The following is a 13,832-nucleotide window of genomic DNA, read 5'->3' on the forward strand; positions in this document are numbered from 1 at the left end:
TTCACAGGGCGGGTTCGGCCATGGGTGCGACGGCCGGGAGCGGCCCGCGGTAGGTGACGGCCGGGTGTCCCAGCGCGTCGGTGGTGAGTGCGGCGTCCACCTCGAAGACCTCGGCGAGCCGCTCGGCGGTCAGGACCGCGGCGGGGGTGCCGGAGGCGACGAGGCGGCCGTGGTGCAGAAGCAGCAGCCGGTCGCAGTAGCGGGCGGCGAGCGACAGGTCGTGCAGCGCGATCAGGACGGTGCGGTCGGTGCCGGACAGCAGCTCCATCAGTTCCAGCTGGTGTCGGACGTCGAGGTGGTTGGTGGGCTCGTCGAGCAGGAGCGCGTACGGCTGTTGGGCCAGGGCGCGGGCCAGGTGGGCGCGCTGCCGCTCGCCGCCCGACAGCGCCTTCCAGGAGCGGCCGGCGAGTGCGGTGAGCCCGACGCGCTCCAGCGCGGCGGCGACCACCGCCCGGTCGGTGGCGTCCGGCCCGCGCCAGCGGTCACGGAAGGGGGTGCGTCCCAGGCCCACCACGTCGGCGACGCGCAGATCGCTGTCGGCGCCCGAGTCCTGGGCGACGAAGGCGACCTGGCGGGCGATCCGGCGCGCGCTCCAGTCCCGTACGGACTCGCCGTCGTAGCGGACCGTGCCCGTGTCGGGGGCCCGCAGCCCGGCCAGGCAGCGCAACAGCGAGGACTTGCCCGAGCCGTTGGGGCCGAGCAGTCCGACCGTCTCGCCGGGGGCGATCTCCGCGCTGACGTCGCGTACGACCGTGGTACCGCCCACCGCCCAGCTCAGCCTCTCGGCGGTGATCCTCACAGCTCACCCCGCTTGCGCAGGACCAGGAGGAAGAGCGGTACGCCGAGCAGGGCGGTGATCACGCCGACGGGAACCTCGCGGGGTGCGAAGGCGATCCGCGCGAGCGTGTCCGTCCAGACCAGGAACACCGCGCCCGCGAGCGCCGCGTACGGAAGGAGGACCCGGTGCAGCGGTCCGACGAGGAACCGCACCCCGTGCGGGACGATCAGGCCGACGAAACCGATCGCTCCGACGGTGGCCACCGCGACCGCGGTCAGCGCGGCCGTGACCACGAGCAGCAGCATCCTCGTGCGCCGCACGCCGATGCCGAGCGAGGCGGCCGTGTCGGTGCCGAACGCGAGCCCGTCCAGGGCCTGCGAGCAGAACCACGCGGCCGCGAGGCCCAGCGGGGTGACCATCGCGCAGACCACGACCGTGTCCCAGCGGGCCGGTGCCATGGAACCCAGCAGCCAGTGGGTGACGGCCCGCGTGGTGTCCGCGTCCGCCGAGGCCATCAGGACGAGCGAGGTCAGCGCGGTGAACAGCTGGCCGACCACCACACCGGTGAGGACGATGCGCACGGAGTCGAGTCCGGTGCGCCGCAGCAGGAGGAGCAGCAGCCCGAAGGCGAGCAGCGCGCCGGCGAGCGCACCGCCGGTGACCCCGAGCGCGCCCGCGCCGATCCCGAGGACGACGACGGTGACGGCTCCCGCGGACGAACCGGAGGAGACGCCGAGCAGGTAGGGGTCGGCGAGCGCGTTACGGGTGACCGCCTGGAGCACCGCGCCGCACACGGCGAGCGAGGCGCCGACGAGGGCGGCCATCAGCACGCGTGGCAGGCGCAGGTCCCACACGAGGGAGTCCACCAGTGGGGGCAAGGGGCGTACGTCCAGGCCGAGATGGGCGCCGAGGACCCGGGCGAGGTCCGTCCAGCCCACGTCCGCGGTGCCGATGCGTACGGCGGCCGCCACCGAGCCGACGAGGGCGACGGCGGCGAGGAGCAGCAGGACCGCGCGGGCGGCCCCGGAGGTGCCGGACGCGCCGCTCGCGCCGGTCGTGCCGGACGCGCCGGACCCCTCGACGCGCAGGGGACGGGTGGCGACGGAGACCCCGCGGGCGGGCGGGAGCAGCGGATCGGCCGGCCCTCTCCGGTCGTCGACCGGTTCAGCGGACATACCCGAGGTCCTTCATGCCCTGGGCCAGCAGTCCGAGGGCGTGTACGGAGCGTACGGACGGGTCCAGTTCGATGCCCGGCACGGTGAGGATCCTGTCGTCGCGGACCGCGGCCAGCTTCGAGATCACGGGGTGCCCGGTCATCGTGGCGCGCTTCTCGGCGGCGCTGTCGCCCGGCCGGCCGCGCTCGGACAGGTCGCCGATCACGATGAAGTCCGGGTCGCGCTCGGCGACTTCCTCCCAGGAGACCTCCGGCCAGTCCTCGTCGACGTCGTCGAACGCGTTCCTCGCGCCGACGATCCGGCTCATCTCGCTGGGCAGGCCGGTCCCGCCGGCCACGTACGGCATGCCGTTGAAGACGGAGTAGAGGTAGACGACGGTCGGCCGGTCCGCGCCCTGGGGAACCTTGGAGGCGCTCTCCCCCGCCTTGGCGACGGCGGCGCGCTGGTCGGCCGCGAGCTCGCCGGCCCGCTCCTCGGCCCCGAAGACCGTGCCGAGCTTCTCGTAGTCGGAGAAGAGCAGCTCGAAGGGGGTCGTACCGGCCGGGTTCTGGCGCGGGCAGTCCACGGCGCTGACGAAGGTGGGGACCTTGAGGGCGTCCAGCTCCTCGCGCGTGCCGGCCCGGTCGGCCGTGAAGAGGTCGGCGGAGCCCCCGACGACGAAGTCGGGTGTGGCGGCGCGCAGTTGCTCGCCGGTGGCGATCTTCGGGGCGATGACCGGAACCGTGGCGTACGCGGCCTCGTACCGGGCGGGGATCTTCGTCTTGAGGTTGGCGGTGCCCGCCATCCGGTCCTGGAGTCCGAGTTCGAGCAGGGTCTCGGTGGACGTCTGGTCCAGGGCGACGGCGCGTCGCGGCGGCTCGGCGAAGGACACCGGGCGGCCGCAGCTGGTGACGGATGCCGTCCGGGCGGTGGGCTCGCCGGCCGCGTCGGAGCCGCCGCCGGCTGCCGTGGAGCAGCCCGCGGTGGCGAGGGCGAGGGTCAGGGCGATGCCGAGACGGGCGGGGTGGCGCATGGGGTCTCCGGTCTGAGGGGGCAGGGCGCTGCACCGGGCAGGAGTGCCGCGTTCAAGAGGGTACTGTAACGACAATCATTTTCATTAACCACCTCAGGGTGCGGTTCGCCGCACCGCACGCGACCCCCGGGAGCAGCCACGCATGGCCACCACACCCACACCCACGGCCCCCAAGTCCGCTGCGCCGCCCCCGCGTTCGGTCCTCCTCGACCCCGCGTTCCTGCGGCTCTGGGCGGGTACCACCGCCTCCGGCCTCGCGACCTGGGCCCTGCCCTTCGTCCTCGGACTCGCCGTGCTCCACCGCGATCTCGGCGCGGCCGGGCTCGGCCTGGTCCTCGCCGCCCGCACCGCCGGATTCCTCGCCGCGGTCGCCGTCGGCGGCGTGCTGGCCGACCGGCACTCCCGGCGCGCGGTGGTCCTCTGGTCCGCCATCGCGGCCGCGGCCGCCGCACCCCTCCTCGCCGCGGGCCTCGGCCGCTCACTCGTGCTGATGACGGCCGCCGCGGCGCTGGCAGGAGCCGGACAGGGCGCCTGCCGCCCGGCGTTCCAGGCGCTCACCGCCGAGATCGTCGCCCCCGAGCGCCGTCAGCAGGCGAACGCCGCCATGACCATGGCCGTACGGAGTTCCACCCTCGCCGGCCCCGCCCTGACCGCGCTGCTCGCGGCGTTCCTCGACGTCGGGACCCTGCTGCTCGGCATCGGCCTGCTCTGGCTGGTCGCCGCACTGGTCCCGGGCAAGGGCGCCGCGACGAACGCGCGGACCGCCGCGGCGGCGGGGGGCCTGACCTTCCGCTCCGACTTCCTGGAGGGCATACGGGAGGCGCGCCGCCACCCCTGGTTCCTCGCCGGCCTCGGCGCGCTGGTCGCCGTCATCGCCCTCGGCTACTCCGCCACGAGCGTCGCGCTCCCCCTGATCAGCCGGGACCGCTACGGCACCGAGTGGGTGCTGGCGGCGGCCATGACCGCGTACACGCTGGGTGCGCTCGGCGGCGCCCTGGTGATCGCCCGTTGGCGCCCGCGCTCCCAGGGCTGGGCCGCCTTCGCCGGTCTGGCGGCGTACGGCGTCGCACCCCTGAGCCTGATGCTGCCCGTCCACCCGCTCGTGGTGGTCGCCGCGTACGCCGTGGCCGGCATCGGGATCGAGCTGTTCAACGTCCCCTGGTTCACGGCCACTCAGCGCGAGGTCGCCCCGGACAAGCTGGCCCGTGTCTCGTCGCTGGACTTCCTGGTCTCCTACGGCCTGGCACCGATCGGCCTGGCCCTGATCGCCCCGGCGATCGACCTCTTCGGGATCACCCCGGTCCTCGCCGCCTGCGCGGCCGCGTGCTTCCTGGTCCCGGCCGCGGCGGCCGCGGTGCCCACAGCCCGCCACTTCGGCCGCACCACACCCCCACCCGCGGCGGACTGACGAACTCCCCTGCCGCCCCGGGCGGATGCGCCGGTGACACGCACGCGCGGCCGGCCCCTCCGACCCGCACGTCGGAGAGGCCGGCCGCCCGGGGCGGGGCGATCAGTCCAGCTGGAGCTCGGGCGCTCGCAGCTCCATCCAGGTGTGCAGGTCGAGGACCCGCTCCAGGCCGGCCCGTACGGCCACCGGCATGGCCGCCGGGTCCTGCGCCACGACCTGCTGCGCCCAGGCCCGGTCGACCAGGGCGAACACCTGCGCGTCCGGCTCCGCGACCAACTCCTTGACCTGCTGCTGCAGATGCGCCGCGTACCCGGGGTTCTGCGGCGACGGGTAGGGGCTCTTGACCCGCTCCACCACCGACTGCGGCAGCACGTGCGCCGCCGCCTGGCGCAGCAGGCTCTTCTCCCGCCCGTCGAACGTCTTCAGCGCCCAGGGGGTGTTGTACACGTACTCGACGAGTCGGTGATCGCAGAAGGGGACCCGGACCTCGAGCCCGACCGCCATCGACAGCCGGTCCTTGCGGTCGAGGAGCGTGCGCACGAACCGCGTCAGGTGCAGATGGCACATGGAGCGCATCTGCCGGTCCTGCGCGGACTCGCCGTCGAGGTGCTCGACCTCGGCGAGGGCCGTCGCGTACTGGTCGGCGGTGTAGGTCCCCACGTCGAGCTGCTTCCGCAGACCGGGCTCGATGTGATCGGTCCGCGCGGCCAGGCTCATCGGGGGGATGAACATCATCCAGGGGAACGTGTCGGCGTGGCGCGCCGCCTCGATGTGGAACCAGGGGTACCCGCCGAACACCTCGTCGGCCGACTCCCCGGACAACGCCACCGTCGACTGTTCCCGGATCGCCTTGAACAGCAGGTAGAGCGAGCTGTCCAGGTCACCGAAGCCGTTGGGGATGTCCCGTGCGCCGACGGTCGCGCGCCGCACCGCGGGGTCCGAGATCTCGGCGGGGTTCAGGACCACGTCGTGGTGCGCGGACCGCACGTGCGCCGCGACGTCGCGGACGAACGGCGAGTCCGGGGTCTCGCGCATCTCGTCGGGGACGAAGTTCTCCTCCTGGCCGGCGAAGTCGACGGAGAAGGTACGGAGCCTGTCGCCGCGCAGGGCGAGCTGCTCGGCCGCGAGGCCGGTGATGGCGCTGGAGTCCAGTCCGCCGGAGAGCAGGGCGCACTGCGGCACGTCTGAGATCAGCTGCCGGCCGACGATCCCGGTGAGCATGTCCCGCGTACGGGCGATGGTCTCGTCACGGCTGTCGGTGTGCTCGACCGCCCGCAGGCTCCAGTACGTGCGCTGCCGCAGTCCCTTGCGGTCCACGATGACGAGCGTGCCCGGCAGCATGTCGTGCATGCCCTTGTACAGCGCCCAGCCCGGGGTCTTCGTCTGCGCGAACAGCTCCCGCAGCCCGTCCATGCCGACGGCGGGGCGCACCGCCGGGTTGGCCAGGATCGCCTTCGGCTCGGAGCCGAAGAGCACGCCGTCGGGCGTCGGGTAGTAGTAGAGCGGCTTGATGCCCATTCGGTCGCGTACGAGCACGAGCTTCTGCTCGCGCTCGTCCCATATCGCGAACGCGTACATGCCCTCCAGGTGGTCGACCAGGCTCTCGCCCCACTCGAGGTAGGCGTGGAGGACGACCTCGGTGTCGCTGTCCGTCCGGAAGGTGTGTCCGCGTGACGCGAGCCGCTTCCGCAGTTCCTGGAAGTTGTACGCCTCGCCGGAATACACGATGGCTATGTCACCGGCAGGGGTGGTCACGCTCATCGGCTGGATTCCGCCGGCCAGGTCGATGACGGCGAGGCGGCGGTGTCCCAGTCCGACATGAGTGCGCAGGTACGTGCCGCTGCCGTCCGGTCCGCGGCACGCCATGGTCTCGGTCATCGCGTCCAGGGTGTCGCCCCGGCGCGTCAGGTCGGAGCCGAACGAAACCCATCCTGCGATACCACACATTCCACAACCCCATTTCCCATACGGTTCCGTGCATTTCTCATGCAACTCGAAGTGCGGTTGACGCAGGCCGGGCGGAAAAGAACATCCACGGCGGCGCTTGTCCACCTCGCCGCGGGAGCGTAGCAATTCGATTCCTGGCCCAACAATGTTCGCTCCACCCGTCCTTGTATGAGAAATACACATTCCCCGTTCGTCCGGAGGACGGAAAGTCAGGGGATGGGGCGGAGGCACAGTTCCTGGTCGGCGGCGAGGTCGAGGAGATCGGTGTCGTGGCTGATGAGGACGGTCACGGCACCCGCCGCGGCGACATCGCGCATCGCGGCGGTCATCGATCTCAGGTGTCGGCGGTCGACACCTGAGCTGGGCTCGTCGAAGATGACGATACGGCGGCCGCTCAGGCGCGCCGTGGCGACGACCAGGCGCTGCTGCTGGCCGCCGGACAGCGACAGGGGATGCCGGTCGCCGAAGGCGTCCAGGTCGAGATCGGCGAGCACGGCGGCGGCGTGATCCGCCCGCTCCGGAAGGGTTCCGAGGCGCAGTTCGGCGGTGACGCTGTCCGTGAAGAGCTGTCGCTCCACGTCCTGCATGACGATCACGGACTCGCGCTGGCGCTGTGCGCGGGAGAGCGGGCGACCGTCGAGGAGCACCTGGCCGGCGTGGCGCTGCAGCCCGGCGAGGATGCGGGCGAGCGTGGTCTTGCCGGCGCCGTTCGCACCGGTGACGGCAGTGATGGCTCCGCCGGGCAGATGGGCTTCCGCGATGTCCAGCACGGGGCGCCCGAGGAACGTGCACCGGATGCCGCGCAGCGTCATACCGCTGCCCGGTTCGCACGGTCCGGTCGCCGTCGCGGCGGCCTCGTGGCCCCTGCCCGCGCGGCGCCGAGGGGCCGCCGGCGTCTCGACCCGCGGCCGGTTCTGTCCCGCCTCGACGCTCGGGCCGTGCGCGCATGCCCGGAGCACGCGGGGCCTTGTGGGGGTGTCGAGGCTGCGCAGCCCCTCGTCACGCAGCATCTCCTCGGTCAGTCCGGGGATTTCGGCTCTGGTCCATTCCCTCCGGACGCGCCCGTTCCGGAGGACGACGATCCGGTCGGCCATCTCGCGGAGGTAGTGGAGCCGGTGTTCGGCGATGACGAGGGTCGTGCCCCGTTCCCTGAGGTGCCCCAGGATCGTGGTGAGATCCGCGATGCCCTGCGGGGACAGGTTGGAGGTCGGTTCGTCGAGCAGCAGTACCGGCGGGCCGTGGGTGACGGCCGCCGCGCAGGCCACCCGCTGCTGCTGACCGCCGGACAGCTCTCGCAGCCTGCTGACGAGGCCGGTCAGTCCGAAGTCGGCGGCGACCTCGGCGACCCGCTCGCGGATCCGTGGGGGCGGCGTGCCGAAGTTCTCCAGCGCGAAGGCCAGTTCGGTGTCGATGGCGTCGGTGAAGAACTGCCGTCGGGGCTGCTGAAGGACCGTGCCCGTCACCCGCCCCACCTGGGCGAGATCGGTGATCGGTTCGCCGTCGACCCGGACCTCGCCCTGAAGGGTGCCGTCGTGGAAGTGCGGGACGAGGCCGTTCATCAACCGCAGCGCCGAGCTCTTGCCCGAGCCGCTGGGCCCGCACACCACGACCGTCTCACCGCGCCGGATGCGCAGGTCCAGCCCGTCGAGTACGGCGGCGTCGCCGCCCTTGTACGTCCACCGGACGTTCGTGAGCTCGATCACCGCACGGACCTCCACCACAGCGTGGCCGCCGTCAGCAGCACCACGGCGAGGACTGCGACCGCGTCGGCGCGGCCGAACCGCGGAGGGTGCATCGCTGTCGGCCAGGGCTGCGACCCCAGCCCGCGCAGCAGCGCCGACGCCGAGAGGTCCTCCGCCGAGCGCAGGCTCGACGCCATGAGCGGCACCGTGAAGTACTCGATGCTGAGCAGGGGGTGTCGCAGCACGGCCGTCGCGCCGCCGAGCCCGCGCAGCCTCATGGCGTCGCGCACGGCGCGCGCCTCGGCGACGATGGTGGGCACGAACCGCAGCATCACCGCCCCGGACACGGTGAAGGCCTCCGGCACCCGCATGGCCCGCAGAGCGGCGGTGAACCGGGTCGGCGGAATGGTCCGGATCAGGTGGGCGGCGATGCCGCCCACCGCCACCAGGCGCAGCGTGAACTCTCCCATGATCCCGATCAGGCCGAGCAGTGGCCACGGTGCGGCCAGTGGCAGCAGATAGGCCACCGCGGCGGCGGCCGCCGCGGCCGCCGGCAGTCCGACGGCGCGTGTCCAGGCCCGCTCGGAGACCGCGAGGAGCACGCCGGCGGCCAGTGTCGCCGGAACGAACCACATGCCGCCGGGTGCCATGATGGTGATGCTCGCGGCCAGCAGGATCGCCACGGCCGTACGCGGGTCGAGGGACCGAGCGGGGGATCCGCTCATGCCAGACCGGCTTTGCGGAAGTGCTTGTCCAGGAGCCGCAGCCCCAGCACACCGCCCAGCAGGCCGAACACCAGCGTGGACACGTCGAAGGCGATCAGCACACCCGGTGACAGCAGGTCGTCCAGCCGCTGGACGTAGTCGCTGTCCATCGCTTCCATGTACGGGCTGGACAGGAAGTCCTCGCGAGCGTAGAGCATCGGCAGGAACAGCCCGGTGAACCAGGTGCTGAACACGGCGTAGCCGAGCACTCCGAGATACCGCGAGCGGTACCGGCCCGCCCACAGCAGCACCTCGGCGACCAGGGCGGCCACCACGCCGACGAGGAGGGTGACGGGCGGGCTCCCGATCAGCAGCATGAAGCCGGTGACGATGACGGCGAGCACGGTCACCATCCCGGCGTGCCTCACCCGGGTGAGGAACAGCATGAACGGCACTCCGGCGGCGACGATGCTGGCCGCGCTCGTGACCAGAGTCATCACCGGGCTGATGAATTCGAGCAGGTTGAACACGCCCACCGTCACGATGTAGAGGGCGCTGAAGACCCCGATGTCGATCAGGTCCTTGGGGCTCATCCGGACATCTATGCGGCGGTCGGTGACGTCGGCGGTCACGGTGTCCTGTCCTCGTCTCGGTTGCCAAAAAAGCAGGGGGGTGAGCTGCCGTCCGGCCAACGGGGAAGGTGAACGGCAGCTCAGGTACCGGCCGGTGCGGTCACGGCGCGGAGGGCCAGGGGACCGCCGATTCCTCGGACGCCGCACGGGCCCGCGCCGTCAGGAGTTCGACGACCGTGTCGCGGTGCTCCTCCAGATAGAAGTGGCCGCCTTCGAAGGTGCGCAGCGCACACCCGCCGTCGGTCACCTCGCGCCATCCCTCGGCTTCCCAGTCGTGGATCTCGGGGTCGGCGTCGCCGTACAGCACGTCGACCGGGCAGCGCAGCGCGAGGCTCGGGACGGGTCGGTAGGTCTCGCTCAGCCGGTAGTCGGCCCGGATGATGGGTAGGAAGGCCTGGACGAGCTCGGCGTTGTCCAGGATGTCGCGGTGCGTCGCGTCGGTGCGGCGCAGTTCCTCGACCAGTTCCTCGTCGGTGCCGAGATGGACCCGGCCGCGTCGGGTCAGCGCCGGGGCGGGGTGCCCCGACACGATCAGCCGGGTGGGAGGCTCGCCTGCCGCCGCGAGGCGCAGGGCGACCTCGTAGGCGACGACGGCGCCCATGCTGTGCCCGAACAGAACCGTCGGAAGCCGGGGGCCGTCGGCCGTCAGATCGGCCGCGAGGGCCTCGGCGACGCCGTGCAGATCCGCCGGTATCGGATCGGAGTACCGGTCCTCCCGGCCGGCGTACTGGGCGGCGAGGAACTCGACGTCCCAGGGCGCCGCCGCGGCCCACGCGCGGTAGTAGCTCGCGCTGCCGCCGCCGTGCGGGAACAGCAGCACGCGGGCTCGGGCGTACGGCCGCGGCGTGAGCCGGCGGAACGCGCCGAGGTGACGGTCGTGCGTCGCAGGATCGGACATGTCGGCTCAGTCCCTCGCTACCGGTGCCATGGAGATGTTCCAGAAGTTCGCGTAGCGGCCGCCACGGCTCAGCAGCTCGTCGTGGGTCCCTTCCTCCACGACCTGGCCACCGTCCAGGAAGACCACCCGGTCGGCGCGTTGGACGGTCCGCATCCGGTGCGCGACCATCACGACCGTTCGCCCCGCCATCAGCCGCTCGATGCCCTCGTGGACGGCGACCTCGTTCACCGGGTCCAGCGCGGAGGTGACCTCGTCGAGGAGGACGATGGGCGCGTTCTTCAGGAGCGCCCGAGCGATCGAGACACGCTGGCGTTCACCGCCGGACAGCAGTGCGCCGCCCTCGCCGGCATCGGCCGCCCAGCCGTCGGGCAGCCGCTCGATCACCTCGTCGAGGCGGGCTGCCGAAGCCGCCGCCCGTACCTCGGCGTCGGTGGCGTCCGGACGCCCGAGGCGTACGTTCTCCTCGATCGTGCCGTCGAAGAGGTACACGTTCTGGAAGACGATGGAGATCTGCGCCATCAGGACCTCGGGGTCGATGTCCCTTACGTCGACACCGCCCACGCGCACCACGCCCGCGTCCACGTCGTAGAACCGCGCGAGCAGCTGCAGCAGGGTGCTCTTGCCCGCGCCCGACGGTCCGACGACGGCGAGGCGTTGGCCCTGCGGTACGGACAGCGAGGCGTGGTCGACCACCGCGCGCTCGCCCCGGCGGAAGACGACGGAGTCGAACTCCAGGTCGTGGCGCTCCGGCAGGATCGGTTCGGCTGCCTCGGGCAGCGGCTCGGTGCGCAGGACGGTGTCGAGCCTGGCCAGGACCGAGCGGGCACCGCGCAGCTTGCCGCCGATGTCCGTCAGCGACAGCAGCGGATCGGCGCAGCGCGCCGCCAGCACCAGGATCGTGAGGACCTCGGCCACGCCGATGTCGCCGTCGAGCGCGAGGTGGACACCGAGCACCAGCACGGCGGTGAACACGGCCTGGACCGTGAGGGTCAGGCCGACCGCGCCGGGGAGGGCCGAGAAGGTGGAGCGGCGGGACGCGCGCTCGACGTCCCGCAGCGCGTCGTCGAGCAGCCGGAAACGCTCGGTGGTGCGGCCGCCGGCGCGCAGCACCGGCTGGGCCTGGAGGAACTCGATGACCCGGCCGGTGGCCTCGTGGTCGCGTTCCTCGCGCTCGATGTCCTCGGCGGCCGAGGAACGCCCGGTCCAGATCTGGATCGCCGCCACGATCGGCACACCGACCAGTGCGGCAAGACCCAGCTGCCAGCTGTAGGCGAGCATCACGGCGACGATCGTCAGCGGCGTCACGGAGGCGGAGATGAACGGTGCCAGCAGGTGGGCGATGACGCTCATCGCGTCCAGGACACCTCGGCTGGCCAGGACGGAGACCTCGCCGAGGCGGCTCCCGCTGTACCAGCCGATGGGCAGCCGGGCCAGATGGTCGCCGAGGCGGTGGTACATGCCGCGGAGCAGCGCGGTGCCGACGTGGAAGCCGGACAGGTCGCTGAGGTAGCGCAGCGCGGCGTAGACCGCGATCGCGACGCCGAACGAGGTCAGCCAGGGCCAGGCGTCCTCGGGAGTGTCCCCGAAGAGTTCCCGCAGGACGGGGACGACCAGCGCGTAGGACAGGCCCTCGACCACCGCGGTCAGCGTCATCAGCGTCACGGTGCGCCGCAGGGGCTGGGCGTACTCGCGCCCCAGCACGCGCAACAGCATTCGGATCATCGGGACTCGTCTCCTCGCGGTGCGCGACCGTCGGCTTCGGTGTCATCGGCGACCGATGGGTGGGACTGCCAGAACGCGGCGAACTTTCCGCCGGTGGCGAGGAGTTCGGAGGGCCTGCCGCGCTCGACGATCCGCCCCTCCTCCAGCATCACCACCATGTCGGCGTCGGCGATCGTCTCCAGGCGGTGGGCGATGACCAGGACGGTCCGCTCGCCCTCCAGCGACCCGAGGGCTCCGCGGACGGCCTGTTCGGTCTGCGGGTCGGCGAAGGCGGTCGCCTCGTCGAGCACCAGGACGGGGGTGTCGGCGAGCAGGGCGCGGGCCACGGCGATCCGCTGGCCCTCGCCACCGGACAGGCCGGCGTCCTCGCCGATCACCGAGTCGTATCCGCGGGGGAGTTCGAGGATGCGCTCGTGGATGTTGGCCAGCCTGGCGGCGCGTACGACGTCCTCACGGTCGGCGCGCGGGACGGCCAGCGCGATGTTGTCGGCGATCGACGCGCGCAGCAGCCGGACGTCCTGGAAGACGAAGGAGACCGTCTGGTAGAGCTCCCGGCTGCCGAGTTCGCGCAGGTCCACACCGCCGAGGACGACCGAGCCGTGGCTCGGGTCGAAGAACCTCGGCAGCAGCTGGACCAGAGTGGACTTTCCGCTGCCGGACGGTCCGACGACCGCGGTGACCGTCCCCGGTTCCAGCACGAGGTCGATCCCGCGGAGCACCTCACGGTCCTCCTCGTATCCGAAGCGGACGTCGCGGAGCTCCACCCGGTGCCCCTGGGGCAGGACCGGGTGCGCCGGCTCCGGCAGCGCCTCCACCGTCAGTACGTCCTTGATGCGGCCGATGGCGCGTCCCGCGGCCTGCATCTCGTCGAAGCCGTGGCCGAGGGCCGCGACCGGGGCGGTCAGGCCGAGGCCGAGCAGCAGGAAGGGCAGCAGGTCGGCGGGGGACAGGTCACCGCCGGTGATGCGGATCGTTCCGCCGATCAGCACGACCAGCAGGACGAAGGGCGGCGAGAGGACGAGCTGCATCCCGGCGGCGATCCTGGAGATGCCGTGCACCCACCGGTTGAAGGTGTCGACGAAGGCGTCCGCGGAGGTGAGGAACTTGCGGTGTGCGCGCTGGGAACCGCCGAACGCCTTGACCACCGAGATGCCCTGGACGAACTCGATGACGGAGCTGGAGATCCGTGCCATGGCCCCGTCGAACTCCTCCTGTTCGCGCACCCGGGTCGGCGTCATCATCAGGGGGACCAGCGCAATGGCGAGAACGACGGGGATCAGCGTGATCAGCGTGAGCTGCCAGTCGATGGTGAACAGATAGACCAGTGAGGCCAGCGGGACGACGAAGGCGGACACCAGTTCGCCCGGAGTGTGGGCGATGAAGGGGTGCACGGCACCGACGTCCTCCCCGACCACCTTGGCGAGTTCGCCGGTCCGGCGCCTGGAGAACCAGCCGATCGGCACGCGCCCCAGCTGCGCGGCCAGCTCCCGGCGGAACGTCAACTGGACCTTGCCGTCGAGGATGTGTCCGATGCCGGACGACGCGGCCGTGAACACCAGCCGGACGAACAGGCCGACCGCACCCAGGATCACGACCGTCCATACGTGGTCGCGGTCGACCGGTCCGGGCTCCAGCACGGTGCGCCCCAGCTCCACGACCGCGAGCAGCGGCGCCAGACCGGCGAGGGCGCCGACGACCTGCAGGACGACAACGGCCACGAAACTCCAGATATGGGGGCGTACGAGCCGTCCCATACTCTGCTGTGCCCCTGAACCGGTACCCGATAACGGCGCGGACCGCTCGCTCACCGCAGCAGAGTCAATCGCGTTCATTGGACTCCTCATTGTGTTTTGAAACGCGTTCCGATATCACTG

General features: G+C 71.9%; 11 protein-coding genes. 1 reads left to right on the top strand and 10 read right to left on the bottom strand.

All coding sequences use genetic code 11. The features are described 5' to 3' along the window. Position 1 precedes the first annotated feature (1 nt). Genes ACZ3OF_RS28615 through ACZ3OF_RS28625 form a run of 3 tightly spaced genes read right to left on the bottom strand, consistent with a single transcriptional unit; the run spans position 2 to position 2,965 of the window. Positions 2-799 carry an ABC transporter ATP-binding protein gene (locus ACZ3OF_RS28615; protein ID WP_361674688.1) on the bottom strand — a complete coding sequence of 266 codons (798 nt, stop codon included), beginning with the start codon at positions 797-799 and terminating at the stop codon, positions 2-4. After that, complete coding sequence (locus ACZ3OF_RS28620) at positions 796-1,953, bottom strand: FecCD family ABC transporter permease (RefSeq protein ID WP_467307610.1); 1,158 nt, start codon at positions 1,951-1,953, stop codon at positions 796-798. The genes ACZ3OF_RS28615 and ACZ3OF_RS28620 overlap by 4 nt, the downstream gene beginning before the upstream one ends. After that, a complete protein-coding gene (locus tag ACZ3OF_RS28625; protein ID WP_361674692.1) occupies positions 1,943-2,965 on the bottom strand; it encodes an ABC transporter substrate-binding protein in 1,023 nt (340 codons plus the stop codon). Before ACZ3OF_RS28625 ends, ACZ3OF_RS28620 begins: the two co-directional genes overlap by 11 nt. Positions 2,966-3,107: 142 nt before the next feature. On the opposite strand from ACZ3OF_RS28625, the gene ACZ3OF_RS28630 reads away from it, so the two are divergent. Then, positions 3,108-4,373, top strand: coding sequence for an MFS transporter (locus ACZ3OF_RS28630; protein ID WP_467307612.1), 1,266 nt, complete (start codon positions 3,108-3,110; stop codon positions 4,371-4,373). A gap of 102 nt (positions 4,374-4,475) precedes the next feature. On the opposite strand, the gene asnB is transcribed toward ACZ3OF_RS28630, so the two are convergent. From asnB to ACZ3OF_RS28665, 7 genes are all read right to left on the bottom strand, one after another. After that, entirely contained in the window at positions 4,476-6,320 is a 1,845-nt protein-coding gene (gene asnB, locus ACZ3OF_RS28635; RefSeq protein WP_467307614.1) for an asparagine synthase (glutamine-hydrolyzing), read from the bottom strand. A gap of 209 nt (positions 6,321-6,529) precedes the next feature. Further along, positions 6,530-8,023: an ABC transporter ATP-binding protein gene (locus tag ACZ3OF_RS28640; RefSeq protein WP_467307616.1), complete on the bottom strand. Its 1,494-nt coding sequence runs from the start codon at positions 8,021-8,023 to the stop codon at positions 6,530-6,532. Next, positions 8,020-8,727 carry an energy-coupling factor transporter transmembrane component T family protein gene (locus ACZ3OF_RS28645; protein ID WP_467307618.1) on the bottom strand — a complete coding sequence of 236 codons (708 nt, stop codon included), beginning with the start codon at positions 8,725-8,727 and terminating at the stop codon, positions 8,020-8,022. Before ACZ3OF_RS28645 ends, ACZ3OF_RS28640 begins: the two co-directional genes overlap by 4 nt. Then, positions 8,724-9,338 carry an MptD family putative ECF transporter S component gene (locus ACZ3OF_RS28650; RefSeq protein ID WP_361674702.1) on the bottom strand — a complete coding sequence of 205 codons (615 nt, stop codon included), beginning with the start codon at positions 9,336-9,338 and terminating at the stop codon, positions 8,724-8,726. The genes ACZ3OF_RS28645 and ACZ3OF_RS28650 overlap by 4 nt, the downstream gene beginning before the upstream one ends. A 100-nt stretch (positions 9,339-9,438) precedes the next feature. Further along, the gene (locus ACZ3OF_RS28655; RefSeq protein ID WP_361674704.1) at positions 9,439-10,236 is read right to left on the bottom strand and encodes a thioesterase II family protein; all 798 of its coding nucleotides are present in this window, start codon (positions 10,234-10,236) and stop codon (positions 9,439-9,441) included. 6 nt (positions 10,237-10,242) lie between these two features. Continuing rightward, the gene (locus ACZ3OF_RS28660) at positions 10,243-11,958 is read right to left on the bottom strand and encodes an ABC transporter ATP-binding protein (protein WP_467307620.1); all 1,716 of its coding nucleotides are present in this window, start codon (positions 11,956-11,958) and stop codon (positions 10,243-10,245) included. After that, on the bottom strand, positions 11,955-13,790 hold the full coding sequence (locus ACZ3OF_RS28665; protein WP_467307621.1) for an ABC transporter ATP-binding protein: 1,836 nt from the start codon (positions 13,788-13,790) through the stop codon (positions 11,955-11,957). Before ACZ3OF_RS28665 ends, ACZ3OF_RS28660 begins: the two co-directional genes overlap by 4 nt. Positions 13,791-13,832: the final 42 nt, after the last annotated feature.

The organism is Streptomyces sp. NPDC022552 (assembly GCF_055561875.1).

Coding starts and splice junctions, on each gene's coding strand:
- ACZ3OF_RS28620 (WP_467307610.1), bottom strand. CDS start 1,953: ATGTCCGCTGAACCGGTCGACGACCGGAGAGGGCCGGCCGATCCGCTG.
- ACZ3OF_RS28625 (WP_361674692.1), bottom strand. CDS start 2,965: ATGCGCCACCCCGCCCGTCTCGGCATCGCCCTGACCCTCGCCCTCGCC.
- ACZ3OF_RS28630 (WP_467307612.1), top strand. CDS start 3,108: ATGGCCACCACACCCACACCCACGGCCCCCAAGTCCGCTGCGCCGCCC.
- asnB (WP_467307614.1), bottom strand. CDS start 6,320: ATGTGTGGTATCGCAGGATGGGTTTCGTTCGGCTCCGACCTGACGCGC.
- ACZ3OF_RS28645 (WP_467307618.1), bottom strand. CDS start 8,727: ATGAGCGGATCCCCCGCTCGGTCCCTCGACCCGCGTACGGCCGTGGCG.
- ACZ3OF_RS28655 (WP_361674704.1), bottom strand. CDS start 10,236: ATGTCCGATCCTGCGACGCACGACCGTCACCTCGGCGCGTTCCGCCGG.
- ACZ3OF_RS28660 (WP_467307620.1), bottom strand. CDS start 11,958: ATGATCCGAATGCTGTTGCGCGTGCTGGGGCGCGAGTACGCCCAGCCC.
- ACZ3OF_RS28665 (WP_467307621.1), bottom strand. CDS start 13,790: ATGAACGCGATTGACTCTGCTGCGGTGAGCGAGCGGTCCGCGCCGTTA.